Annotated in this window: 20 protein-coding genes and 1 tRNA gene; 10 read left to right on the top strand and 11 right to left on the bottom strand. The window is 71.6% G+C overall.

Annotation, left to right across the window (positions count from 1 at the left end):
• Nucleotides 1-49 precede the first annotated feature (49 nt).
• From ACP7TJ_RS15835 to ACP7TJ_RS15825, 3 genes are all read right to left on the bottom strand, one after another.
• Nucleotides 50-919 carry a hypothetical protein gene (locus tag ACP7TJ_RS15835; protein ID WP_093764250.1) on the bottom strand — a complete coding sequence of 290 codons (870 nt, stop codon included), beginning with the start codon at nt 917-919 and terminating at the stop codon, nt 50-52.
• 183 nt (nt 920-1102) lie between these two features.
• Nucleotides 1103-2197 (bottom strand): metallophosphoesterase, encoded by a 1095-nt coding sequence (locus ACP7TJ_RS15830; protein ID WP_093764249.1) that lies wholly within the window; start codon nt 2195-2197, stop codon nt 1103-1105.
• A gap of 300 nt (nt 2198-2497) precedes the next feature.
• On the bottom strand, nt 2498-3610 hold the full coding sequence (locus ACP7TJ_RS15825; RefSeq protein ID WP_093764248.1) for a LacI family DNA-binding transcriptional regulator: 1113 nt from the start codon (nt 3608-3610) through the stop codon (nt 2498-2500).
• A gap of 438 nt (nt 3611-4048) precedes the next feature.
• Here ACP7TJ_RS15825 and hisC point away from each other — a divergent pair, with 438 nt between their 5' ends.
• From hisC to ACP7TJ_RS15800, 5 genes are all read left to right on the top strand, one after another.
• A complete protein-coding gene (gene hisC, locus ACP7TJ_RS15820) occupies nt 4049-5128 on the top strand; it encodes a histidinol-phosphate transaminase (protein WP_167741400.1) in 1080 nt (359 codons plus the stop codon).
• Between the two features lie 285 nt (nt 5129-5413).
• Nucleotides 5414-6919 (top strand): cytochrome ubiquinol oxidase subunit I, encoded by a 1506-nt coding sequence (locus ACP7TJ_RS15815; RefSeq protein ID WP_093764246.1) that lies wholly within the window; start codon nt 5414-5416, stop codon nt 6917-6919.
• 20 nt (nt 6920-6939) lie between these two features.
• Nucleotides 6940-7944: a cytochrome d ubiquinol oxidase subunit II gene (gene cydB, locus ACP7TJ_RS15810; RefSeq protein WP_189910038.1), complete on the top strand. Its 1005-nt coding sequence runs from the start codon at nt 6940-6942 to the stop codon at nt 7942-7944.
• Between the two features lie 13 nt (nt 7945-7957).
• Complete coding sequence (gene cydD / locus ACP7TJ_RS15805; RefSeq protein ID WP_427763569.1) at nt 7958-11467, top strand: thiol reductant ABC exporter subunit CydD; 3510 nt, start codon at nt 7958-7960, stop codon at nt 11465-11467.
• A gap of 270 nt (nt 11468-11737) precedes the next feature.
• Nucleotides 11738-12790 carry a M23 family metallopeptidase gene (locus tag ACP7TJ_RS15800; RefSeq protein ID WP_093764243.1) on the top strand — a complete coding sequence of 351 codons (1053 nt, stop codon included), beginning with the start codon at nt 11738-11740 and terminating at the stop codon, nt 12788-12790.
• A gap of 25 nt (nt 12791-12815) precedes the next feature.
• Here the strand turns inward: ACP7TJ_RS15800 and ACP7TJ_RS15795 are convergent, their stop codons facing one another.
• The 5 genes from ACP7TJ_RS15795 to ACP7TJ_RS15775 form a co-directional block, all read right to left on the bottom strand.
• Entirely contained in the window at nt 12816-13703 is an 888-nt protein-coding gene (locus ACP7TJ_RS15795) for a Cof-type HAD-IIB family hydrolase (protein ID WP_167741403.1), read from the bottom strand.
• Between the two features lie 98 nt (nt 13704-13801).
• Complete coding sequence (locus ACP7TJ_RS15790; protein WP_093764241.1) at nt 13802-14704, bottom strand: LLM class flavin-dependent oxidoreductase; 903 nt, start codon at nt 14702-14704, stop codon at nt 13802-13804.
• 91 nt (nt 14705-14795) lie between these two features.
• Nucleotides 14796-15254: a hypothetical protein gene (locus ACP7TJ_RS15785; RefSeq protein ID WP_167741405.1), complete on the bottom strand. Its 459-nt coding sequence runs from the start codon at nt 15252-15254 to the stop codon at nt 14796-14798.
• A 3-nt stretch (nt 15255-15257) separates the two neighbouring features.
• Nucleotides 15258-15806 (bottom strand): RNA 2'-phosphotransferase, encoded by a 549-nt coding sequence (locus ACP7TJ_RS15780; RefSeq protein WP_093764239.1) that lies wholly within the window; start codon nt 15804-15806, stop codon nt 15258-15260.
• A 115-nt stretch (nt 15807-15921) separates the two neighbouring features.
• Nucleotides 15922-17679, bottom strand: a complete 1758-nt coding sequence (locus ACP7TJ_RS15775) for an SDR family oxidoreductase (protein WP_427763566.1) — start codon at nt 17677-17679, stop codon at nt 15922-15924.
• Between the two features lie 171 nt (nt 17680-17850).
• On the opposite strand from ACP7TJ_RS15775, the gene ACP7TJ_RS15770 reads away from it, so the two are divergent.
• The 5 genes from ACP7TJ_RS15770 (at nt 17851) to ACP7TJ_RS15750 (ending at nt 21763) form a co-directional block, all read left to right on the top strand.
• The gene (locus ACP7TJ_RS15770; RefSeq protein ID WP_427767376.1) at nt 17851-18819 is read left to right on the top strand and encodes an ABC transporter ATP-binding protein; all 969 of its coding nucleotides are present in this window, start codon (nt 17851-17853) and stop codon (nt 18817-18819) included.
• Nucleotides 18809-19723, top strand: a complete 915-nt coding sequence (locus ACP7TJ_RS15765) for a hypothetical protein (RefSeq protein ID WP_093764236.1) — start codon at nt 18809-18811, stop codon at nt 19721-19723. Before ACP7TJ_RS15770 ends, ACP7TJ_RS15765 begins: the two co-directional genes overlap by 11 nt.
• Nucleotides 19720-20631 (top strand): ABC transporter ATP-binding protein, encoded by a 912-nt coding sequence (locus ACP7TJ_RS15760; protein ID WP_403433830.1) that lies wholly within the window; start codon nt 19720-19722, stop codon nt 20629-20631. The genes ACP7TJ_RS15765 and ACP7TJ_RS15760 overlap by 4 nt, the downstream gene beginning before the upstream one ends.
• 9 nt (nt 20632-20640) lie before the next feature.
• A complete protein-coding gene (locus ACP7TJ_RS15755; protein WP_093764235.1) occupies nt 20641-21360 on the top strand; it encodes an ABC transporter permease subunit in 720 nt (239 codons plus the stop codon).
• Between the two features lie 318 nt (nt 21361-21678).
• Nucleotides 21679-21763: transfer RNA gene (locus ACP7TJ_RS15750), tRNA-Ser, on the top strand.
• Between the two features lie 37 nt (nt 21764-21800).
• Here the strand turns inward: ACP7TJ_RS15750 and ACP7TJ_RS15745 are convergent.
• The 3 genes from ACP7TJ_RS15745 to pheA form a co-directional block, all read right to left on the bottom strand.
• The gene (locus ACP7TJ_RS15745; RefSeq protein ID WP_093764234.1) at nt 21801-22613 is read right to left on the bottom strand and encodes an HAD family hydrolase; all 813 of its coding nucleotides are present in this window, start codon (nt 22611-22613) and stop codon (nt 21801-21803) included.
• Entirely contained in the window at nt 22610-23887 is a 1278-nt protein-coding gene (gene serS, locus ACP7TJ_RS15740) for a serine--tRNA ligase (protein ID WP_189910032.1), read from the bottom strand. Before serS ends, ACP7TJ_RS15745 begins: the two co-directional genes overlap by 4 nt.
• Nucleotides 23888-24429: 542 nt before the next feature.
• Nucleotides 24430-25362, bottom strand: coding sequence for a prephenate dehydratase (pheA, locus tag ACP7TJ_RS15735; RefSeq protein ID WP_093764232.1), 933 nt, complete (start codon nt 25360-25362; stop codon nt 24430-24432).
• Nucleotides 25363-25410: the final 48 nt, after the last annotated feature.

Here is a 25410-nt window from a genome sequence, read left to right as displayed (position 1 = left end):
GACGTACGCCGGCTGTCCGGCGTGCGCCCCCGTCGCGCTGCCGTGGCTGCTACTCCGGCTGGTGTTCCGGCCCTCCGAAGTCCGGGCTGGAGTAGTCCGGGCTGGAGTAGCTGGGGCGGGTGGCCCGGTGCGCCCCGTCCTCGGGGCTGGAGAAGCCCGGCCGGTCGTACCCCAGGTGCGGGATGCGGCTGGTCGGTGCGGGCGGCGCGGTGTGCTGCAGTGCCGTGGCCCCCGCCGGGTCCTGAAGCGCCTCCCGCAGGAACGGCACGATGCCCCGCTCCCGCAGTGCCTCGCGCCAGGCGTCCCTGGCCTGGGCCACCTCCTCGTCGAGTTCCCGGTACGTCCCGCCGAGCGCCGAGGGCTTGTTGCGCAGCGCGGTGAGCAGCAGGCCCGCTCCGGCGACGAGGATGGCGACCGCCGTGACCGCGCCGAACACCCAGCCGGTGGTCAGCATCGTCCCAGCGAACTCGTTCTTGGAGTCGAGCGTGCGCAGGACGAAGCCGACGAGCAGGAATATCGCGGCGGCGGTCCCGGCCAGGACCGGCGCCAGGACGGCGACGACGGCCGCCACGCCCGCTCCGGCGGCCTCGGCCATCTCGCCCATCGACGCGGCGAACCCCGCCGCGCCGGTGGCGCCGGGCTCGCCGCTGCCCGCGTCGCGCACGGCCGGGGTGACCGCGGGCGGCCTGCGTGCCTCCTCGCGGACCTTCACGTAGTGCTGGTACTCGGTCGCCGCGGCCGCGCTGATGAGCGCGGTGGCGTTCAGCGCCATCGTGCGCAGTTGCTCCGAGTTGAGCCGCTGTCCCACAGCGGCCAGCTCCGGGTTGTGTGGTGCGGAGCGCAGCGCCTCATCGAGAATCCGCTCGTAGTCCTGGCGGTCCTCGCTCAGCAGGTGCTGCGGAACGCTGTTCATGTGCATCCCCCGATGCTCCGTAGGGCTTGGGGCTCGGCATGCTGACGAGCCGTCGGGCAGAAACGGAGGGGAGCCTGCTACGGATAAGCCGATGGTAGAGCGGTGACGGCGCGCGGTGACAGGGGGTCTGCGGAAATTGCCGTTCCCGGGATGCGGTCGCGGGCCCTCTCAACATGGCCCGCGGGCCCCTCAGTTGGTCAGCGGCAACTGCCGTACCAGCAGTTTTCCTGCCATCGTCACGCCGCCGTCCATCGCGATGGCGAGTCCGTCGGCGTACACGTGCGGTTCGGCCACCGCGGGGCCGCTGTCGTCCTCGCCGTCCTCGGAGCCGACCTCGCCCAGCAGATACGGGATCGGGCTGTGGCCGTGAACGACCCGGGTGCCGCCGTACGTATGGAGCAGGGAGCGCACCGCGTCGGCGCCGCCCTCGTCCCGGAAGGAGAACCGCTTGGTGAACTTGCGGAACAGGTCCCAGACCTCGTCGGCGTCGTTGCGCGTGAGGGTCTCGCGGACCGTGTCGTTGACCTCTTCGATCGAACGGCCGTAGTCGAGGTAGGCGGTGGTGTCGGAGTGCAGCAGCAGATGTCCGTCGACCTCCTCGACGGCGTCGAGGCGGGCCATCCACTGCAGATGGTGGTCCTGGAGGCGGTCCATGTCGGTCTTCTGGCCGCCGTTCAGCAGCCAGGCCGCCTGGAAGGTGGCGGTGCCCGCCCCGGAGTTGACGGGCGTGTCACCGAACCGCTTCGCGCCGAGCAGCAGCAGCTCGTGGTTGCCCATGAGGGCCTTGCAGTAGCCGCCCGCCGCGGCGGCCTCGGCGGACAGCCGCATCACCAGGTCGATGACGCCGATGCCGTCCGGGCCGCGGTCGGTGAAGTCGCCGAGGAACCACAGGCGCGCGGTGCCGGCGCACCACTTGCCCGCGGAGTCGACGAGGCCCTGCTCCTGGAGGGCGGCCACCAGCTCGTCCAGATAGCCGTGGACGTCGCCGACCACGTACAGCGGGCCCTTGCCGGTGGCGGGCTGCGGGGCGGGCGCGGCCACGGGGTCGACGGTCACCTGGACCGTGTCGCCGCGGTTGATGACGGGGAGGTCCCGCTGGGTCGGTGTGTACCCGTCCGGGTACGCCTCCTCGGCCGGCGGGACGACGTCACCGGGGTGCGTGCTGCTGTGGACGTACGGACCGGTCTCGTGGACGTACGCGGGTACCCGGAAGTCGCGCAACGTCGCCGTCCGCTCCACCTCGGGTCCCTGACCGGCCCCCTGAGTCATCGACCCCTCCACCATCGCGCCGCATCTGCACCGCGTCGGACTGCCTGGTCGCAGCGGCCCGCGGTGTCGTGGGCCCATCATAGGAATGCGGATCGCGCCGTGTGATGACCCAGGGGTGGTGAATCAGAACAGGACTCCGGTTCACCGGGGCTTTCGCCCTGTTTGCGGTGGTATCCGGCCCGTCGAATGGTGTTCGACACCGATGCGCGGCCATCGCCCGAACGCTCCGCGAACGCCCGGTCGGGCTCTGCCCGGCACCCGGCCGGTGGCCCGGATTCCGGTTCCGGGCCTCCGGCCTTTCGTGCCCCTGGGTTCTCATGTCCCCTGCGGCGACCTCGGCGGGCTGACCGTCGTGCGGGGCGGCCGGCGCTGCGAGGACGTGCGCACGATCAGCTCGGTGGGTATCACCTGCTCGACCGGCTGGTCCGAGGCGACCCCCTCGATGGCGTCGATCAGCAGCTGCACCACCGCCGTGCCGATGCGGCGGGGTTTCAGGGAGAGCGTGGTGACGGGCGGCTCGGTGTTGGCGTAGACCGTGGACTCGCTGCAGCAGACGAGAAGCAGGTCTTCCGGTACGCGGAGCCCGTAACGGCGGGCCGCGGCGAGCAGGTCGGTGCCGTTGGGGTCGAAGAGGCCGTAGACCGCGTCGGGGCGGTCCGGGCGGGCGAGCAGCCGGTCGGCGGCGACGGCGCCCGCGCACGGGTCGTGCGCCGGGTACGCCTCGTACACCGGGTCCTGGCCCACCCGCTCGCACCAGCGCAGGTACGCGGTGGTCGACAGGTGGGTGTACGTGTCGGTGGTGGTGCCGGTCAGCAGGCCGATGCGGCGGGCGCCGGCGTCGGCGAGGTGGTCGAGGATGCCGAGCACGGCGGCCTCGTGGTCGTTGTCGACCCAGGCCGTGACCGGCAGGGAGCCGGCCGGGCGGCCGTCGGAGACCACGGGTAAGCCCTGGCGGACCAGCTCGCTGACCACCGGGTCCTGGTCGGAGGGGTCGATGACCACCGTGCCGTCCAGGGCCACGTTGGACCACACGTCGTGACGGGAGGTCGCGGGCAGGATGACGAGGGCGTAGCCGCGGGCGAGCGCGGCGGAGGTGGCGGCCCGCGCCATCTCGGCGAAGTACGCGAACTCGGTGAAGGTGAAAGGTTCATCCCCGTACGTCGTCACGGTCAGGCCGATGAGTCCGGACTTCCCGGTGCGGAGCGTTCGGGCGGCGGCCGAGGGGCGGTACCCCAGTCTGTCGGCCACCTCGCGGACGTGGCGCCGGGTGGCGTCCGGGAGCCGGCCCTTGCCGTTGAGGGCGTCGGAGACGGTCGTGATGGAGACTCCGGCGGCGGCGGCCACGTCCCTGATGCCCGCTCGACCCGGCCGGCTGCCTCGGCGTGAGGTTTCCGCGCGGCTCACCTGGTGCTTCCCTGCTGCTGTCATGGCGAGCCGATAGTAGGGCTCATGCGGTGGGGTAGGGCGGACGCATATGCACGCATTGACAGGCACGTTTCTGCATGATCATCCAGGATCAATTGCCATGGAAACCATGGGTGTTGAACGTTCCAATACCAGTCCCTGACGTGTCGGTGCATGCGTGCCTGGCGAGGGTGCGATGTTGCGAAGAGGTCTCAACTCACCTGCACGGGTGACGCGCGCCACGGCGCGAACCACCGGCGCATAGATATATGTGCGGCGCGCCCCTGGCACGCACGCCCTTCGCACCCGTACGGGTGATGTTGCCTGTGTTGTCCCTGTGACGCATGAGGAGGAAGGCCCCGTCGTCGCCCCTATACGCAGCGACGCCGAATCCTCATAAGGTGAGCAGTATTGGATGTCGGCGGCGGTCATGAGCCGCCGGTCTTCGCGAGGAGGACTGCGGTGAGCGAGACGAGCCCCAAGCTGCGCGCCGAGCTGGAGGGGATCCCCACCTACAAGCCGGGCAAGCCCGCGGCGGCCGACGGACCGGTGGCGTACAAGCTGTCCTCCAACGAGAACCCCTACCCGCCGCTGCCGGGCGTGATGGAGACGGTGACGGCCGCCGCCTCCTCCTTCAACCGCTACCCGGACATGGCCTGCTCCGCCCTCACGGCCGAGCTGGCCGAGCGGTTCGGAGTGCCGGCGTCCCACGTCGCCACGGGCACCGGATCGGTCGGTGTGGCCCAGCAGCTGCTGCAGGCCACCTCCGGCCCCGGCGACGAGGTGATCTACGCCTGGCGCTCCTTCGAGGCGTACCCGATCATCACGCAGATCAGCGGCGCCACGTCCGTGCAGGTCCCGCTGACCGAGGGCGATGTGCACGACCTGGACGCGATGGCCGACGCGATCACCGACCGGACCCGGCTGATCTTCGTCTGCAATCCCAACAACCCGACCGGCACCGTGGTACGCCGGGCCGAGCTCGAACGCTTCCTCGACCGGGTGCCCCGCGACGTCCTGGTGGTGCTGGACGAGGCCTACCGCGAGTTCATCCGCGACCCGGAGGTGCCGGACGGCGTGGAGATCTACCGCGAGCGGCCCAACGTCTGCGTTCTGCGGACCTTCTCGAAGGCATACGGTCTCGCCGGGCTGCGCGTCGGTTTCGCCATCGCCCATGAGCCGGTGGCCGCGGCCCTGCGCAAGACGGCCGTGCCGTTCGGCGTGAGCCAGATCGCCCAGGAGGCGGCGATCGCCTCGCTGCGCGCCGAGGACGAGCTGATCGGCCGGGTCGGCTCCCTGGTGTGCGAGCGCAACCGGGTGGTCGACGGGCTGCGTGCCCAGGGCTGGACGGTGCCCGAGACCCAGGCCAACTTCGTGTGGCTGCGGCTGGGGGAGCGCACCGTGCCGTTCGCGCAGGCGTGCGAGCAGGCGGGCGTGGTCGTCCGTCCGTTCCCCGGCGAGGGTGTGCGGGTCACCGTCGGCGAGACGGAGGCGAACGACATCTTCCTGAAGGTCGCCGAGGAGTTCCACGCCCAGGGCTGACCTGCGGCCACAGCAAGCCTGACCTGCGTACACGAGGAGCGGTCGGCGGTTCGTCCGCCGGCCGCTCGCCTGTGTCCGGGACCGGTCGGCGGCCCTCGTCGGCCAAAGTCCGGCGAAGGGGTTGACGTCACACGGGACCCCCCCTTCCGGGTCGGAAAAGCAGTAGGTCATAATTGCTTGTGAATGTGAACGCGTTCACAAGCGCATCCCGTTTCTCCCGAGATGGCCGGGGACGGAGCGGGACCCGCGCGGCTGCTGCACCACGGCGAAGTAAGGAGCGACGACGTGGATCTGGCTCTGGCGCCGGAGACCCTGGCGCGATGGCAGTTCGGCATCACCACCGTCTACCACTTCCTCTTCGTTCCCCTGACGATCTCGCTCGCCGCCCTCGTCGCCGGGCTGCAGACCGCCTGGGTGCGGACGGAGAAGGAGAAGTACCTCAGGGCGACGAAGTTCTGGGGCAAGCTCTTCCTGATCAACATCGCGATGGGCGTCGTCACCGGCATCGTGCAGGAGTTCCAGTTCGGCATGAACTGGTCCGACTACTCGCGCTTCGTCGGTGATGTCTTCGGCGCTCCGCTCGCCTTCGAGGCGCTGATCGCCTTCTTCTTCGAGTCCACCTTCATCGGCCTGTGGATCTTCGGCTGGGACCGGCTGCCGAAGAAGATCCACTTGGCCTGCATCTGGATGGTGTCGATCGGCACGCTGCTGTCGGCGTACTTCATCCTCGCCGCCAACTCCTGGATGCAGCACCCGGTCGGCTACCGGATCAACGGGGAGAAGGGCCGCGCCGAGCTCACCGACTTCTGGCTGGTGCTGACCCAGAACACCACGCTCAACCAGGTCTTCCACAGCTTCTCGGCGGCCTTCCTCACCGGCGGCGCCTTCATGGTCGGCATCGCGGCCTTCCACCTGATGCGCAAGAAGCACATCCCGGTGATGCGCACCTCGCTGCGGCTCGGCCTGGTCACCCTGGCGGTCGGCGGGCTGTTCACCGCGATCAGCGGCGACACCCTCGGCAAGGTCATGTACGAGCAGCAGCCGATGAAGATGGCCGCCGCCGAGGCCCTCTGGGACGGCGAGGAGCCGGCGCCCTTCTCCGTCTTCGCCTACGGCGACGTCGACAAGGGGCACAACAAGGTCGCCCTGGAGATCCCCGGCCTGCTGTCCTTCCTCGCCCACAGCGACTTCGAGTCCTACGTGCCCGGCATCAACGACACGAACGAGGCGCTGCAGGAGAAGTTCGGGCCCGGCGACTACAAGCCCATCGTGCCCGTCGCCTACTGGGGCTTCCGCTGGATGATCGGGTTCGGCATGGCCTCCTTCTCGGTGGGTCTGCTGGGGCTGTGGCTCACCCGGAAGAAGTTCCTGCTGCCGGCCGCGTACCGCACCGGCGAGGACGAGGTGCCGCGTCTGGTGCTGCTGAAGCGCCCGCTCGGCTCCCGGCTGACCCGGCTGTACTGGCTGGCCGCGGTGTGGACGATGGCCTTCCCGCTGATCGCCAACGCCTGGGGCTGGATCTTCACCGAGATGGGCCGTCAGCCCTGGGTCGTCTACGGCGTCATGCGGACCGAGGACGCGGTCTCCCCGAACGTGTCGCAGGCCGAGGTCATCACCTCGATGACCGTCTTCACCCTGCTCTACGCCGTGCTGGCCGTCATCGAGGTCAGGCTGCTCGTCAAGTACGTCAAGGCGGGGCCGCCCGAGCTGAGCGACTCCGACCTCAACCCGCCCACGAAGCTCGGCGGCGACCTCCGTGACGCCGACAAGCCGATGGCCTTCTCGTACTAGGCCGAGGGAGCTGCACTGTCATGGAACTGCACGACGTCTGGTTCGTCCTGATCGCCGTCCTGTGGACCGGCTACTTCTTCCTCGAAGGGTTCGACTTCGGGGTCGGCGTCCTCACCCGGCTGCTGGCCCGTGACCGGGCCGAGAAGCGGGTGCTCATCAACACCATCGGGCCGGTGTGGGACGGCAACGAGGTCTGGCTGCTCACGGCCGGCGGCGCCACCTTCGCCGCCTTCCCCGAGTGGTACGCCACCCTCTTCTCCGGCTTCTACCTGCCGCTGCTCGCCATCCTGGTCTGCCTGATCGTCCGCGGTGTCGCCTTCGAGTACCGGGCCAAGCGGCCCGAGGAGAACTGGCAGCGCAACTGGGAGACGGCGATCTTCTGGACCTCGCTGCTCCCGGCGTTCCTGTGGGGTGTCGCCTTCGGCAACATCGTGCGCGGGGTCAAGCTCGACGCCGACTTCGAGTACGTGGGCACCGTCTGGGACCTGCTCAACCCGTACGCCCTGCTGGGCGGTCTGGTCACGCTCACCCTGTTCACCTTCCACGGCACGGTGTTCACGGCCCTCAAGACGGTCGGGGAGATCCGGGAGCGGGCGCGGAAGCTGGCCCTGAAGGTGGGTCTGGTCACCGCCGTGCTGGCGCTGGTCTTCCTGGTGTGGACGCAGAGCGAGAGCGGCGACGGGGCCAGCCTGGTCGCGCTCGGTGTGGCGGTCGCCTCGCTGGTCGCCGCCCTGGGGGCCAACCAGGCGGGGCGCGAGGGATGGTCGTTCACCCTGTCCGGCGTCACCATCGTGGCCGCGGTGGCCATGCTCTTCCTGACGCTGTTCCCGAACGTCATGCCCTCCACCCTGGACCCCGAGTGGAGCCTGACCGTCACCAACGCCTCCTCGAGCCCGTACACGCTGAAGATCATGACCTGGCTCGCGGTCATCGCCACCCCGCTGGTGCTGCTCTACCAGGGCTGGACCTACTGGGTCTTCCGCAAGCGGATCGGCACCCAGCACATCGCCGATCCCGTGCACTGAGGGTGTGTTTCACGTGAAACCAATCGACCCCCGCCTCCTCCGGTACGCGCGTGCCACCCGGGGCTTTCTGGCAGCGGTCGTCGGTCTCGGGGCCGTCGGCGCGGGGCTGGTCGTCGCCCAAGCCATGCTCATCGCCGAGATCGTCGTCGGCTCCTTCCAGGACGGACGGTCCGTCGGGGAGCTGCGCACACCGCTGCTGCTGCTCGTCGCGGTGGCGGCCGGCCGGAGCCTGGTCGGCTGGCTGACCGAGCTGGCCGCGCACCGGGCGAGCGCCGCTGTGAAGTCGGAGCTGCGGGGGCGGTTGCTGGACCGGGCCACGGCACTGGGGCCGGGGTGGCTGGACGGGCAGCGCACCGGGTCGCTGGTCACCCTGGCGACCCGGGGCGTCGACGCCCTCGACGGCTACTTCTCGCGGTATCTCCCCCAGTTGGGCCTCGCGGTGGTCGTCCCGGTCGCCGTGCTGGCGCGGATCGTCACGGAGGAGTGGGTGTCGGCGGCGATCATCGTCGGCACCCTGCCGCTCATCCTTGTCTTCATGGTGCTGATCGGCTGGGCCACGCAGAACCGGATGGACCGTCAGTGGCTGCTGCTGTCGCGGCTGTCCGGGCACTTTCTGGACGTCGTCGCCGGGCTGCCGACGCTGAAGGTCTTCGGGCGGGCCAAGGCGCAGGCCGAGTCGATCCGCAGGATCACCACCGAGTACCGGCGCGCGACCATGCGGACGCTGCGGATCGCCTTCATCTCGTCGTTCGCGCTGGAACTGCTCGCCACCCTCTCGGTGGCGCTGGTCGCCGTGACCATCGGCATGCGCCTGGTCTACGGCGAGCTGGACCTGTACACCGGTCTGCTCATCCTGATCCTGGCGCCGGAGGCGTATCTGCCGCTGCGTCAGGTCGGGACGCAGTACCACGCGGCCGCGGAGGGACTCGGCGCGGCCGAGGAGATCTTCACGGTGCTCGAGACACCGGTGCCCGCGACGGGGAAGGGCGCGGTGCCGCAGGGTGCCCTCTCCTTCGAGAACGTGACGGTCCGTTACCCCGGCCGTTCCACGGACGCCGTGACGGACGTGTCCTTCACCGTCGCCCCCGGCGAGACGGTCGCCCTGGTCGGGCCGAGCGGAGCCGGGAAGTCCACGCTGCTCAGCACGGCGCTGGGCTTCGTCCGCCCCGACGCGGGCCGGGTGAGCGTCGGCGGGGCCGACCTCACCGGACTCGACCTCGCGGAGTGGCACCGCCGCGTCGCCTGGGTACCGCAGCGGCCGCACCTGTATGCCGGGACGATCGCGGAGAACGTCCGGCTGGCACGCCCCGACGCGGACGACGCGGCGGTGCGGCGCGCGCTGCGGGACGCGGGCGCGCTGGACTTCGTGGACGCCCTCCCCCACGGCGCCGGCACCATGCTGGGCGAGGACGGGGCGGGCCTCTCGGCCGGGCAGCGGCAGCGGCTCGCGCTGGCCCGGGCGTTTCTCGCGGACCGTCCCGTGCTGCTGCTCGACGAGCCGACGGCCGCCCTCGACGGGGCCACGGAGGCCGAGGTCGTGGCGGCCGTACGGCGCCTGGCGGAGGGCCGGACGGTTCTGCTCGTGGTGCACCGCCCGGCACTGCTCGCCGTCGCCGACCGCGTGGTCCGGCTGACGGCGCCCGAGCCTCACGACGAGGTCGTGGCCAGTGCGGTCGGCTCCGGCCGGACGGACGCGGACACGGCGTCGGGCGGCGCCCCCGAGAAGCGTGCGGAGCCCGAAACGGTCCCCGACGCGTACCCCGAACCGGCCCCCGGCCGCATACTCGCCCGGGTCCGTGCCCTCTCTGGCGCCCGGCGGGGGAGGATCACCCTCGCGCTGCTCCTCGGCACGCTCGCCCTGGGCAGCGCCGTCGGTCTCATGGCCACGTCCGGCTGGCTCATCTCCCGGGCCTCGCAGCAGCCGCCCGTGCTGTACCTGATGATGGCCGTCACCGCGACGCGCGCCTTCGGCATCGGCCGGGCGGTGTTCCGCTACGCCGAGCGGCTGGTGTCCCACGACGCCGTGCTGCGCATGCTGGCGGACACCCGGGTCGCGGTCTACCGGCGGCTGGAACGCCTCGCGCCCGCCGGACTGCGCGGCACCCGCCGGGGCGACCTGCTGACCCGGCTGGTCTCCGACGTGGACGCGCTCCAGGACTACTGGCTGCGCTGGCTGCTGCCGGCAGGCGCCGCCGTCGCCGTGTCCGCCCTGTCCGTCGGCTTCACCGCGTGGCTGCTGCCCCAGGCCGGTGCCGTGCTCGCGGCCGGACTCCTGGCGGCGGGCGCGGGTGTCCCGCTGCTCACCGCCGCCGTGGCGCGGCGCACCGAGCGACGACTGGCCCCGGCCCGCGGCGACCTCGCCACCCGGGTGACCGATCTGCTCACCGGCACCGCCGAGCTGACCGTCGCCGGGGCGCTGCCCGCGCGGTCCGAGGGGACGCGGCGGGCGGACGGCGTCCTGACCCGCATCGCCTCGCGCTCCGCCGCGGTCACTGGTCTCGGTGACGGGCTCACCGCGCTGATCTCCGGGCTGACCGTGGCCGCCGCCGCCCTTGTCGGCGTGCAGGGCGTGACCTCCGGCCGGCTCGACGGCGTGGCCCTGGCCGTGGTGGTCCTCACGCCGCTGGCCGCGTTCGAGGCGGTCCTCGGCATGCCCCTCGCCGTGCGCTACCGGCAGCGCGTGCGCCGCAGCGCGGAGCGCGTGTACGAGGTGCTGGACGCCCAGCCGCCCGTGCGTGAGCCGGAGACGCCCCGGCAGGCGCCCCTCTCGCCGTTCCCGCTCACCCTCAGGGGACTCGGCGCCCGCCACCCCGGACAGGACCGGGACGCGCTCGCCGGGCTGGACCTGACGCTGGAGCGAGGCCGCCGCGTCGCGGTGGTCGGGCCCTCCGGCTCCGGCAAGACGACGCTCGCCCAGGTGCTGCTGCGGTTCCTGGACCCCGGCGCCGGCTCCTACACGCTCGCGGGTGTGGACGCCCGCGCCCTGGACGGGGACGACGTACGGCGCATGGTCGGGCTGTGCGCGCAGGACGCGCACCTGTTCAACAGCTCCGTCCGGGAGAACCTGCTGCTGGCGCGGAAGGACGCGACCGAGGCCGACCTGCGCGACGCGCTCCGCCGGGCCCGGCTGCTGGAGTGGGCGGACGGACTGCCGGACGGCCTGGACACGCTCGTCGGTGAGCACGGTGCACGGCTCTCCGGTGGCCAGCGGCAGCGGCTCGCCCTGGCGCGGGCCCTGCTGGCGGACTTTCCCGTGCTGGTGCTGGACGAGCCCGCCGAGCACCTCGACCTGCCGACCGCGGACGCGCTCACGGCCGATCTGCTGGCCGCCACCGAGGGCCGCGCCACCGTCCTCGTCACCCACCGGCTGGCCGGCCTGGAGGCGGTGGACGAGGTGATCGTGCTGGACGCGGGACGGGTGGTGCAGCGCGGACCGTTCGGGGAACTCCGATCCGTCGAGGGACCGTTGCGGGACATGGCGCTGCGGGAGGAGGAGGCCGGAACACTGGTGGCGGTGTCCTAGCCGGCGCCCGCGCACGCACGAGGGGGCCGCCTCGACACAGCGTCGAGACGGCCCCCTCCGGCACGTCGGACGAGCCGGCCCACGAGGTGAGCGACACCGGCGAGCAGCTCGGTCAGAACGTTCATGGAGATCCTCCGGAGATGTTGACGCTCCGTCAGTGTCACCGGGGCTTCCGGACGGCCGTCGAAGCATCCGTACGGGGGCGTGTCCTCCCCCATGTGTACGACGTGAACGCGCCTCCCGCCCCGGGGCGGGGACAGGATCGCAGGCATGCGTCTCACCCGCCGTCCGCTGCTCGTCGCCGTGCTGTTCTGCGCGCTCGCCGTGCTCGCCGCCCGGCCCGCCGACGGCGACGGATCCCACGCCCCCGGTCACGGCTCCGCCTCCGTCAGCGCCGAGGTGGCGCGGCTGTACGAGGAGGCGGCGAAGGCCACCGAGCGGTACGAGGCCGGGCGCGAGGAGGCGGAGAAGCAGCGGGATCTGGCGCAGCGGCTGGAGGAGCGGCTCGACCGCGAGCGGCAGGAGGCCGCCGGACTCCGCGAGGACCTGGGGCGGATCGCCAGCTCCCAGTACCGGGACGGCGGCGGGCTGCCGCTCACCGCGCACATGCTCCTCGCCGACGACCCCGAGCAGCTGATGCGCGGTCAGCGCGTGGTGCAGCACGCCGAGGTGACGCTGGACCAGGCGCTCGGCCGCAGCGAGCGGGCCGAGGCGCGACTCGCCCGGGACGAGGCGAGGGCCGCGGCGGCCTGGGAGAAGCTGGAGAAGCGGAACGAGGACCTCGCCGCGCTGAAGCAGGACATCGAGGAGAAGCTCGAGACGGCGCGCTGGAAGCTCCAGGGCGAGGCGGACGACTCGGTGGCGGCGGGCTCCTGCCGCGGCGCCGTCCGGCTCGACCAGCCCCCGGCGCAGTACACCACCCCCTGGGTGGCCCCCGTGGAGACGTACGAGCTGTCCGCCTCCTACGGCAGCGGCGGCGCGCGCTGGGTGAACCGGCACACCGGGCAGGACTTCGCGGTGCCGATCGGGACGCCCGTACGGTCCGTGGGCAGCGGCACGGTGGTGAAGGTGTCCTGCGGCGGCGCGTTCGGCATCGAGATCGTGGTCGAGCATCCGGGCGGCTACTACACCCAGTACGCGCACCTGGCCGCCGTCGCGGTCGACCAGGGGGAGAGGGTGTCCCCCGGGCAGTGGATCGGCCAGTCCGGCACCAGCGGCAACTCCACCGGCCCGCACCTGCACTTCGAGGTGCGGGTGACCCCGGAGACGGGGTCGTCGGTGGACCCGGTGCCGTGGCTCGCCGGGCGCGGGGTGACCCTCTGACCGGCCCTGCGAGCCGCGGAAGAACTTATATGCGCCCGTTCAGCAGCTGCTCGATCACCACGGCCACGCCGTCGTCGTTGTTGGCGACCGTGCGGCCCGAGGCGGCGGCGAGCACGTCCGGGTGGGCGTTGCCCATCGCGTAGGAGCGGCCGGCCCAGGTCAGCATCTCGACGTCGTTCGGCATGTCGCCGAAGGCGACGACCTCCTCGTGCGAGATGCCTCGCTCGGCGCAGCACAGCGCGAGGGTGCTCGCCTTGGAGACGCCGGGCCCGCTGATCTCCAGCAGGGCGCTCGGGCTGGAGCGGGTCACGGTGGCGCCGCCGCCGATGGCGAGCCGGGCCAGGGTGAGGAACGCGTCCGGCTCCATCTCGGGGTGGTACGCCAGGATCTTGAGCACCGGTTCGGCGGTGGCGGGGGAGTCCGCGGCGAGCAGGTCCTCGGCGGGCGCCAGGGCGTCCGGGACCTCCATGTGCAGCTTGGGGTACGTGGGCTCCTGGTAGAAGCCGTAGGTCTGCTCCACGGCGTACACCGTGCCCGGGGCGGCGTCGCGCAGCACGCCCACCGCGTCCAGGGCGTTGTTCCGGGGCAGCTCGCGGACCGTGACGAAGCGGTGCGCGCCCGGACCGCCGTGCAGGTCGACGACGGCGGCGCCGTTGCCGCAGATGGCGAGGCCGTGGCCGTGCACATGGTCGCTGACCACGTCCATCCAGCGGGCCGGGCGGCCGGTGACGAAGAAGACCTCGATGCCCGCCTCCTCGGCGGCGGCCAGGGCCGCGACGGTCCGTGGGGACACCGACTTGTCGTCGCGGAGCAGGGTGCCGTCGAGGTCGGTGGCGATGAGCCGCGGTGGGGTGGCGGCGGCCGGGGTCTCGGGCTCTCGGATCGCTGAGGTCACCCGCTCATTGTCCCGCATATGCCCGCACGGCCGTGCGGGACTCCGCACATCTGAGTGATTACCGACGTCACCAGCGGCTTCTCGTCCCGCCTTGGAGGGGCGGCGCCCGTTCTCGTTCACCGCAGCTGTGCCGGGGCCTCCATCGCGATCCGTTCGAAGACCTTCTGGTCCGCGGCGAAGTCGGAGTCCGGGATGGGCCAGTGCAGCACGATCTCGTCGAACCCCAGCTCGATGTGGCGGCCCGCGAAGTCGACGAAGGCGTCCAGGGACTCCAGCGGACGGCCCCGGTCCGGGGTGAAACCGGTGAGCAGGATCTTGTCCAGCGCGGTGACGTCCCGGCCGATCTCGGCACAGGCGTCGGCGAGCTTGTCCACCTGACCGCGAATGGCCTGAACCGACTGCTCGGGTGTGCCGTCCTCGTACAGCTTCGGGTCGCCGGTGGTCACCCACGCCTGCCCGTACCGGGCCGCGAGCCGCAGTCCGCGCGGGCCGGTCGCCGCCACGGCGAAGGGCAGCCGGGGCCGCTGGACGCAGCCGGGGATGTTGCGTGCCTCGTGCGCCGCGTAGAAGTCGCCCTCGTACGACACGGCGTCCTCGGTGAGCAGCCGGTCCAGCAGGGACACGAACTCGGCGAAGCGGTCGGCGCGTTCGCGCGGGGTCCACGGCTCCTGACCGAGGGCGGTGGCGTCGAAGCCGGTGCCGCCCGCGCCGATGCCGAGAGTGACGCGCCCATGGGAGAGGTCGTCGAGGGAGATGAGCTCCTTGGCCAGGGTGACCGGGTGCCGGAAGTTCGGCGAGGTCACCAGCGTGCCCAGACGCATCCGCTCGGTCACGCCCGCGGCGGCGGTCAGGGTGGGGACGGCCCCGAACCACGGGCCGTCGCGGAAGCTCCGCCAGGACAGATGGTCGTAGGTGTAGCCCGCGTGGAAGCCCAGCTCCTCGGCCCGCACCCAGGCGGAACGGCTGCCTTCGTGCCAGCGGCGGTACGGGAGGATCACGGTGCTCAGGCGCAGGCTCATGTCCCCGAGCCTAAGCGGCGCGTCCGGTTTCACGTGAAACACACCCTGCGCACGCGCCCGCGGGGCCGTCCCTGTCCCTACGGCTCCCCTGTCACCGCGCCCGGGCGCTCAGCCAGGGCGTGAGCACGACCATCGGGATGAACTCCTTGTACGTGCGGTCCCCCGGCAGCGGCACGACGAGGAAGTAGCCCGGCGGGAACCGTCGCGCCTTCACATACGCCAGCCCGTCGAACAGCGAGCGCAGGAAGGCGGGCACATCGTCGCGGGGGACATCGGGGCACTCGACGCCCTCGACGTCGATCAGCGCGTCGTCCTCCGGGAACAGGCGCACCCGGACCCGGGGCAGGCCGCCGAACTCGGCATGGGCCTCGTGCGGCAGGGAGCCGTCGGGGTCGGTGGTCACGCCGACGCCGGCCGCGGTGCGGCGCGAGGTCTGGTCGGCGCCGATGTCGTGGGTGACCTCGATCTCGCGTCCGTACCGGTCGGCGAGCTCACGGAGGGCGGTGACGGCGGCCTCGGTGGTGGGCAGATGCTCCATGCCGTCGATCATGGCCTACCGGCCCTCGCCGAAGCGCAGATACCGGCTGGGAACGGCCTCGGTCAGCCAGACGCCGTTGGCGCTGACGTGGAAGACATGGCCGTCGCGGTGCATGGCGCCCGCGTCGACCGACAGCACCACCGGCCGTCCCCGGCGGGCGCCGACACGGGTGGCGGTCTCGCGGTCGGCGGAGAGATGCACGGCATGCCGGTTCATGGGTCGCAGGCCCTCGGCCCGGATCGCCTCCAGGTTCCGGGCGACGGTGCCGTGGTACAGCCAGGCCGGGGGCACGGCGGTCGGGAGCTGGAGGTCCACGGGAATGGTGTGCCCCTGGCTGGCGCGGATCCGGGTACCTTCCACGGCGAAGCGCCGCTTGTCGTTGGCGGCGACGACATGGTCCAGCTCCTCCCGGGTGAACGGGAAGCCGTGGTCCGCCGCCGCGGCGATCAGCGCGTCGATCTCGACCCAGCCGGCCGCGTCCGGGGTCAGCCCGATCCGCTCGGGCCGGTGGCGCAGGTGCTTCGCGAGGTACTTCGACACCCGCACGGTACGTCTTTCGTCCATCTGTTCAGACTGCCGGGAGAGACGCGCATCACGCGATCGATTTACATCCGAAGGTTTGATCCACAGATAAGTGAGGTTATCCACAGCGGAACGAGGGATTCTGTGGACAACCCGCTCACACCGGCGGCCTCACCCGCGCCACCCTCCGTGTCACGCCCGGCAGCCATCGCGCCAGCACGTACGCGGCCCGCGCCTCCGGCGTGACCGGCACGACCGCCGCGTCGCGCACCACCGCCCGCAGCACCGCGGCGGCGACCTTCTCCGGCGGGTAGTTGCGCAGCCCGTACAGCCGCGCCGCCTTCCGCCGCCTGCGCCGCTCCTCCGCCGCGTCCGTGCCGGCGAATCGCGCGGTGGCCGTGATGCCCGTGTTGACGAAGCCCGGGCACACCGCTGTCACGCCGATCCCCCGCCCCGCCAGCTCGGCCCGCAGGGACTCGCTGAGCATCAGCACCGCCGCCTTGGACGCCCCGTAGGCGGGCAGCGCCCGCGACGGCTGGAACGCGGCCGCGGACGCCACGTTGACGATGTGGCCGCCCTGCCCGCGCTCCGCCATCCGCCGCCCGAAGTGCAGACAGCCGTGGACGACGCCCCACAGATTGACGTCGAGGACCCGCTTCCAGTCCTCCGTCGTGGTGTCGAGGAAGGCGCCGCCGAGGCCGACGCCCGCGTTGTTCACCAGCACGTCCACCACCCCGTGCGCTGCGGTGACCCGTTCGGCGAGCTTCTCCACGGCCCGCTCGTCGGCCACGTCCGCCGTCTCCGCCCAGGCGTCCGCCGCGCCCCGCGCCCGGGCGTCCCCGGCGGTGCGGAGCGCCGCGCCGGCGTCCCGGTCGACCGCCACCACCCGCGCGCCCGCCTCGGCGAACGCCAGCGCGGTGGCCCGTCCGATGCCGCTGCCCGCGCCGGTCACCAGCACCAGCTGCCCGCCGAACCGGTCGGCGTACCGGCCTCGGACCCGCCCCTCGGACCGTCCGTCCTCCACGGACGTCACGAAGTCGGCGATCCAGGTGGCCAGCTGGTCGGGCCGGCTGCGCGGCACCCAGTGGCCCGAGGACAGCGTGCGCCGGGTCAGCCGGGGCGCCCATTGCTCCAGGCCGTCGTGGAGCCGCGGCGAGAGGAACCGGTCCCCCAGCGGCGTGACGAGCTGCACGGGCGCGTGCGCGTAGGCGTCGGGACGCGGGTCGCGCAGCCTGGACCGCACGTTGTCCCGGTAGAGCCAGGCGCCGTGCGCGGCGTCCGACGGCAGGGACACCGTCGGGTAGCCGTCGCCGGGCACCCGCTCCATGCGCTCCAGCATCCGCGGCCAGCGCCGCCCGAGCGGCCCGCGCCAGGCCAGCTCGGGCAGCACGGGCGTGTGCAGCGCGTACACGTACCAGGACCGGACGACCTGGCCCAGCAGATGCCCCGCCCGGCGTGGGGTCGGGCGGGACACCCGGTTCTTGATCCAGTGCCCGAAGTGGTCCAGCGAGGGGCCGGAGACCGAGGTGAAGGACAGGATCCGCTCCCGCGCACGCGGCGCCGTGACGAACTCCCACCCCTGCACCGAGCCCCAGTCGTGCCCCACCAGGTGCACCGGCCGGTCCGGGCTGACCGCCTCCGCCACGGCCAGGAAGTCGTCCGTCAGCTTCTCCAGCGTGAACCCGCCGCGCAGCGGACGGGGCGCCGTGGACCCGCCGTGCCCACGGACGTCGTAGGCCACCACGTGGAACCGCTCGGCGAGGCGCGGAGCGACCCGCGACCACACCTCCTTGCTGTCCGGGTAGCCGTGCACCAGGACGACCGCCGGCCGCTCCGGGTCCCCCAGCTCGGCCACGCACAGCTCGACCCCGCCCGTCCGCACCCACCGCTGCCGCGCACCCTCGAGTCCTGTCACAGCGGCGAATCTCGCAGCTGTGAGACAAGCCGTCAACAGTGCGCCCCGAGCTGTGCATAACTCTCAGGCAGGGTGACCCCTACGGGCGCGTACGACTCCAGACGGACCCCAAGACGGCCCCGCGGTCTGACGACCGCAGTGGTACGGGTCACTACCTTCATGGATGTGACTGTGATCGCGACCGAAAGCCTGAGCAAGCGGTTCCCCCGGGTGACCGCGCTTGACCGGCTCTCCGTGGACGTCGGGCCCGGTGTGACCGGGCTCGTCGGAGCCAACGGGGCCGGCAAGTCCACGTTGATCAAGATCCTGCTGGGTCTGTCCCCCGCCACGGAGGGCCGCGCCGAAGTGCTCGGACTCGACGTCGCCACCGAGGGCGCCGCCATCCGGGAACGGGTGGGCTACATGCCCGAGCACGACTGCCTGCCCCCGGACGTCTCGGCCACCGAGTTCGTCGTCCACATGGCGCGCATGTCCGGTCTGCCGGCCACCGCCGCCCGGGAGCGCACCGCGGACACCCTGCGCCACGTCGGCCTGTACGAGGAGCGCTACCGGCCCATCGGCGGCTACTCGACCGGCATGAAGCAGCGGGTGAAGCTGGCACAGGCCCTGGTGCACGACCCGCAGCTGGTCTTCCTGGACGAGCCCACCAACGGCCTCGACCCGGTCGGCCGCGACGAGATGCTCGGCCTGATCCGCCGCATCCACACCGACTTCGGCATCTCGGTCCTGGTCACCTCCCACCTGCTGGGCGAGCTGGAGCGCACCTGCGACCACGTCGTCGTCGTGGACGGCGGCAAGCTGCTGCGCTCGTCCTCCACCCGGGACTTCACGCAGACCACCACGACCCTCGCGATCGAGGTCACCGACACCGACGAGCACCCCGACGGCACCCGCGCGGTGCGCGAGGCGCTCCACGCGCGCGGGGTGACCGTCCAGGACGGCAGCGGACTGCCGGGCGCCGGGCACATCCTGCTGCTCACCGCGCAGGGCGAGGACACCTACGACCTGGTCCGCGACGTGATCACCGACCTCGGACTCGGCCTGGTGCGCATGGAACAGCGGCGGCACCAGATCGCCGAGGTCTTCACGAACGACACGGACGACGCACAGCGGAAGGAGGCGGTCGGCCATGGCGGCTGAGCAGTCCCCGCAGGCACCAGCCACCCCGTCGGGTGACACCCGTATCCACAACATCGGCTACCGCTCCTACGACGGCCCCCGTCTGGGCCGCTCGTACGCCAGGATGTCGCTGTACTCGCAGTCCCTGCGCGGCGCCTACGGCCTCGGCCGCTCGGCGAAGTCCAAGGTGCTGCCGATGCTGCTGTTCGTCGTGATGTGCGTGCCCGCCGCCATCATGGTGGCCGTCGCCGTCGCCACCAAGGCGAAGGAACTGCCGCTCGACTACACCCGCTACGCGATCGTCATGCAGGCCGTCATCAGCCTGTACGTCGCCTCGCAGGCGCCCCAGTCGGTCTCCCGCGACCTGCGCTTCAAGACCGTGCCGCTGTACTTCTCGCGGCCGATCGAGACCGGCGACTACGTCCGCGCCAAGTACGCCGCGCTGGCCTCCGCCCTGTTCATCCTCACCGCGGCGCCCCTGCTGGTGCTGTACGTCGGGGCGCTGCTGGCCAAGCTCGACTTCACCGACCAGACCAAGGGATTCGCACAGGGACTGGTGTCCGTGGCCCTGCTCTCACTGCTCTTCGCCGGCATCGGCCTGGTCATCGCGTCGGTCACACCGCGCCGCGGCTTCGGCATCGCCGCCGTGATCGCCGTGCTGACCATCTCCTACGGCGCCGTCTCCACCCTCCAGGCCATCGCCGACGTCCAGGGCAGCGGCGACGCCGGCATCCTGATCGGCCTGTTCTCGCCGATCACCCTCATCGACGGGGTGCAGTCCGCCTACCTGGGCGCGAGCTCCGCCTTCCCCGGCGGGGTCGGCCCCGACCGGACCGAGGGCATCCTCTTCGTCCTGGTCACCTTGGGCCTGATCGTCGCCTCCCACGCTCTCCTGATGCGCCGTTACAAGAAGGTGGGCCTGTGACAACCCTCAGCATCGACCACGTCTCCCGCTGGTTCGGCAACGTGGTCGCCGTCAACGACGTCACGATGACCATCGGCCCCGGCGTCACCGGTCTGCTCGGCCCCAACGGCGCCGGCAAGTCCACCCTGATCAACATGATGGGCGGCTTCCTCGCCCCCTCCACCGGCGCCGTCACCCTCGACGGCGAGCAGGTGTGGCGCAACGAGAAGATCTACCGGCACATCGGCATCGTCCCCGAGCGCGAGGCGATGTACGACTTCCTCACCGGCCGTGAGTTCGTCCTCGCCAACGCCGAGCTGCACGGACTGGGCGCCAAGGCCGCCCAGAAGGCGCTCGCCACGGTGGAGATGGAGTACGCGCAGGACCGGAAGATCGCCACCTACTCCAAGGGCATGCGGCAGCGCGTGAAGATGGCGTCCGCGCTGGTCCACGACCCGTCGCTGCTGCTGCTCGACGAGCCGTTCAACGGCATGGACCCGCGCCAGCGCATGCAGCTGATGGACCTGCTGCGGCGCATGGGCGACGAGGGCCGCACGGTGCTGTTCTCCTCGCACATCCTGGAGGAGGTCGAGCAGCTCGCCTGGCACATCGAGGTCGTCGTCGCAGGACGGCACGCGGCCAGCGGCGACTTCCGCCGGATCCGCCGTCTCATGACGGACCGCCCGCACCGCTACCTGGTGCGTTCCAGCGACGACCGCGCCCTCGCGGCCGCGCTGATCGCCGACCCGTCCACCTCCGGCATCGAGGTCGACGTCACCGAGGGCGCCCTGCGCGTCCAGGCCGTCGACTTCGGCCGCTTCACCGCGCTGCTGCCGAAGGTCGCGAGGGAGCACGGCATCCGCCTGCTCACGGTCTCGCCGTCCGACGAGTCCCTCGAGTCCGTGTTCTCGTACCTGGTCGCGGCGTAGGAGGCCCTGATGTACGACCCCACAGTCGCCCGGCTCACCTACCGGGCCCTGCTCGGCCGTCGCCGGGCCCTCATCCTGGGCGCCCTGCCCCTGCTGCTCGTCGTGATCTCCCTGGCGGTGCGCGCCCTCGCCGGCGCCGACGACCAGACCGCCGCCGACGTCCTCGGCGGGCTCGCGCTCGCCACGATGGTGCCGATCATCGGGGTCATCGCGGGCACCGGCGCGATCGGCCCGGAGATCGACGACGGCTCGGTGGTGTACCTGCTGTCGAAGCCGATCAAGCGGCCCACGATCATCTACACGAAGCTGATCGTCGCCGTCGCCGTCACCATGGTGTTCTCCGCGGTGCCGACGCTGATCGCCGGCTTCATCCTCAACGGAAACGGCCAGCAGGTCGCGGTCGCCTACACGGTGGCGGCCCTGGTCGCCTCCATCGCCTACGCGGCGCTGTTCCTGCTGCTCGGCACGGTCTCGCGGCACGCGGTGGTCTTCGGCCTGGTGTACGCGCTGATCTGGGAGGCGCTGTTCGGCTCCCTGGTGCCGGGCGCGCGCACGCTGAGCGTCCAGCAGTGGTCCCTCGCCGTGGCGGAGAAGGTGGCCGGCGGCGAGCTGATCACCTCGGACGTGGGCCTGACCACGGCGACGGTCGCGCTGGCCGCCGTGACGGTGCTGGCCACCTGGTACGCCGGCCAGAAGCTGCGCACGCTGACGCTCGCCGGCGAGGAGTGAGGGGCACCCCGAGGTGCGTGAGGGCGGTGCCGCCGGTGTCGGCGGCACCGCCCTTCGTCATGTCCTGCGGTGATTTATTCGGTGGCGCCGGGCGGGTCCGGCCGGGCACAGTGAGGTGTCCGCATCGCCGGGAACCTCCCGGCGACCGTGAGCCGGGGAGGAGCGGGACCATGCCCATGCACGGCAGTACGTTCCGCTCCCGTCGGGGCGGCCCGAGGCGGACTCCGGAGTAATCCCTACTGCTCCGTCGAGTCCCCCCGAGGACCGCCCGGGGCGGCCGCTTCGAGCGCGCGCACACCGCGCGTGGGCCGCCCACCCGGAGGATTGGCCGAGTGGTAAGGCACCGGCTTGCTAAGCCGTGGTCGGGTGAGAGCCCGCGCACGTTCGATCCGTGCATCCTCCGCCGAACGCCGTCCGTGTCCCTCGCGGGACGCCGGACGTCAGCCCAGCAGACGCTCCAGCACCACCGCGATGCCGTCGTCCTCGTTGGACGCCGTCACCTCGTCGGCGACCGCCCGCAGCTCGCGGTGGGCGTTGGCCATGGCGACGCCGTGGCCGGACCAGGCGAACAGCGGGATGTCGTTGGGCATGTCGCCGAAGGCGATCGTCTCCGCCGCCTTCACGCCGAGCCGGCGGGCGGCGAGCGACAGCCCGGTCGCCTTGGACAGCCCGAGCGGCAGCAGCTCCACGATGCCCTCGCCCGCCATGACGACGGTGACGAAACCGCCCGCGGTGCGCTCGGCGGCCGCGGCCAGCTCGTCGGAGGTCAGCTCCGGATGCTGGATGTACAGCTTGTTCAGCGGGGCGGCCCACAGGTCGGAGGCGTCCGTGAACGGCGTCGCCGGCAGCTTGCCGACGACGTCGTAACCCGGTCCGACCAGCACCTCGCCGTCCAGGCCGTCCCGGCTCGCCGCCAGGTGCAGCGGGCCGACCTCCGCCTCGATCTTGGCCAGCGCCACCCCGGCGAGCTGCCGGTCCAGCGTCACGGAGGTCAGCAGCCGGCCGGCGCCGGCGTCGTACACCTGGGCGCCCTGGCCGCAGACCGCGAGGCCCTGGTAGCCGAGGTCCTCGAGTATCGGGCGGGTCCAGGGCACCGCGCGGCCGGTGACGACGATGTGCGCGGCACCCGCCGCGGTGGCCGCGGCGAGCGCCTCACGGGTACGTCCGGACACCGAGTGGTCGTCACGCAGCAGCGTGCCGTCGAGATCGGTGGCGACGAGCCGGTACGGGAAGGGGGACGACGCGCCGCTCACCTGGCGACCGGTTCCAGGATCTCCCGGCCGCCCAGGTAGGGACGCAGCACCTCGGGGACGCGGACCGAGCCGTCGGGCTGCTGGTGGTTCTCCAGGATCGCCACGATGGTGCGCGGTACGGCGCACAGCGTGCCGTTCAGCGTGGCCAGCGGGCGCACCTTCTTGTCCTCACGCACGCGGATCTGCAGGCGGCGCGACTGGAACTCGGTGCAGTCCGAGGTCGAGGTCAGCTCGCGGTACTTGCCCTGGGTCGGGATCCACGCCTCGCAGTCGTACTTGCGGGCGGCCGAGGAGCCCAGGTCGCCCGAGGCGACGTCGATGACGCGGAACGGCAGCTCGAGCGAGGTCAGCCACTGCTTCTCCCACTCCAGCAGCCGCCGGTGCTCCTCCTGGGAGTCCTCCGGGGCGACGTAGGAGAACATCTCCACCTTGTCGAACTGGTGGACGCGGAAGATGCCCCGGGTGTCCTTGCCGTGCGAGCCGGCCTCGCGGCGGAAGCAGGGCGAGAAGCCCGCGTAGCGCAGCGGCAGCTTGTCGGCCTCCAGGATCTCGTCCATGTGGTAGGCGGCCAGGGCCACCTCGGACGTGCCGACCAGGTACAGGTCGTCCTTGTCCAGGTGGTAGACGTCCTGCGCGGCCTGGCCGAGGAAGCCGGTGCCCGCCATCGACTGGGGGCGCACCAGCGCCGGGGTCAGCATCGGTGTGAAGCCTGCCGCCGTGGCCTGCGCCATCGCGGCGTTCACCAGGGCCAGCTCGAGCAGCGCGCCGACACCGGTGAGGAAGTAGAAGCGGCTGCCGGAGACCTTGGCGCCGCGCTCGACGTCGATCGCGCCGAGGAGCTGGCCGAGCTCCAGGTGGTCCTTGGGCTCGAAGCCCTCCGCGGCGAAGTCGCGGACGGCGCCGTGCGTCTCCAGGGTGACGAAGTCCTCCTCGCCGCCGACGGGCACGTCGGGGTGGACGAGGTTGCTCAGCTTGAGCAGGAGCTCCTGGGTCTCGGTGTCGGCGGCGTCGCGCTCGGCGTCGGCGGCCTTGACGTCGGCCTTGAGCTGCTCGGCCCTCTTGAGCAGCTCGGCCTTCTCGTCGCCGGTGGCCCTGCCGATGAGCTTGCCGAGCGACTTCTGCTCGGCGCGCAGCTCGTCGAAGCGGACGCCGGACGACCTGCGCCGTTCGTCGGCAGACAGGAGGGCGTCGACGAGCGCGACGTCCTCTCCACGGGCGCGCTGCGAAGCGCGCACACGGTCGGGGTCCTCACGGAGCAGGCGAAGGTCAATCACGCGGTCAAGGCTACCGGTGCGGGGTGACGGCTCACGACTCACTATTGCGGTGACGCGTTCCGTGTCCCTTTGCTGATGAATTGTTCCTTGTGTTCCTCAAGGTCAATAAAAAGGAGCGCCACCGCTTGAAAGGGTCGGTCGCACGGCTCAGGGTTGACCGGAAACCCTTGTGCCGCACGGGACTTGGAGCCGCGCTGTCCACAGGTGTCCACACCGCACGAAAAGTTATCCACAGGCTGTGGGGAAGATCTGTGGATGCCGGAATTGATCACTCCGAAAGGCTCGGCCGACGGCGGGGATTCGCCGCACAAACTCGCTCCGCCGCCACTTTCGAGTGGAAAGACCTCCCCCTAAAGGATTGATCCCTTCAAAAAGGTGGACGAAGGGTGAGGTGCGACCCCATGAAACTCGATCAGGGCTTGTAGGGCGATTTGTCGACGGAAGGCCGACTGCGTGTCGACTTGTCCCCAGGTCGAGAAGCGGACCTGTGGATAACTTCTGTGGATAACGACAATCGGCAGGTAGGACCGGCGGCGGACCGGTCAGAACCGGCCGTCCTGGCAGCGCGCCACCCAGTCCGCCGCCCCCACGAACTCCTCGTCCGACGTTCCCGGGAACGGCGGGCGCGCCTCGCCCGGCTTCACGTCCGCCCTCGGGTACGAGCCGAGGTAGCGCACCTGGAGGCAGATGCGCTTCAGCCCCATCAGCGCCTCCGCCATCCTCCGGTCCGAGATGTGCCCCTCGGCGTCGATGCAGAAGCAGTAGTTGCCGATGCCGGCGCCGGTCGGCCGCGACTGGAGCAGCATCAGGTTGATACCCCGGGTGGCGAACTCGCCCAGCAGGTCGCGCAGGCCGCCCGGGTGGTCGTCGCGCTGCCACAGCACCACGGAGGTCTTGTCCGCGCCGGTCGGCGCCGCGGGACGCGCGGGCCGGCCCACCAGCACGAACCGGGTCTGGGCGTTCTCCGCGTCGTGGATGCCCGTCTCCAGCGCCTCCAGCCCGTACCGGGCCGCCGCGAACTCGCCGGCGAAGGCGGCGTCGTACCGGCCCTCCTGGACCAGCCGCGCGCCGTCCGCGTTCGAGGCGGCCGACTCCCAGACCGCCTCGGGCAGGTGGGTGCGCAGCCAGTTGCGCACCTGCGGCTGCGCGGCGGGATGGGCGGTCACCGTCTTGATGTCGGACAGCTTGGAGCCCGGGCGGACCAGCAGCGCGAAGGTGATCGACAGCAGCACCTCGCGGTAGATCATCAGCGGGGTGCCCGCGACCAGCTCGTCGAGAGTGGTGGTGATCCCGCCCTCCACCGAGTTCTCGATGGGGACGAACGCGGCCTCGGCCTCGCCGGCGCGTACCGCGTCGAGGGCGGACTGCACGGACACGTACGGGACCAGCTCACGCGTGGCCGCCTCGGGAAGCGTGCGCAGAGCGACTTCGGTGAACGTGCCCTCTGGGCCGAGATACGCATAGCTCGCTGGCATGACCTCACCCTAATGGGCCCACGCGGACGCCCCCTCCTGAGACTGCTC

Source organism: Streptomyces sp. DSM 41931 (assembly GCF_050271085.1).
Classification (GTDB): Bacteria; Actinomycetota; Actinomycetes; order Streptomycetales; family Streptomycetaceae; genus Streptomyces; species Streptomyces albogriseolus.
The sequence above is the reverse complement of the archived record's forward strand: the minus strand, read 5'-3'. Positions and strand labels throughout refer to the sequence as shown.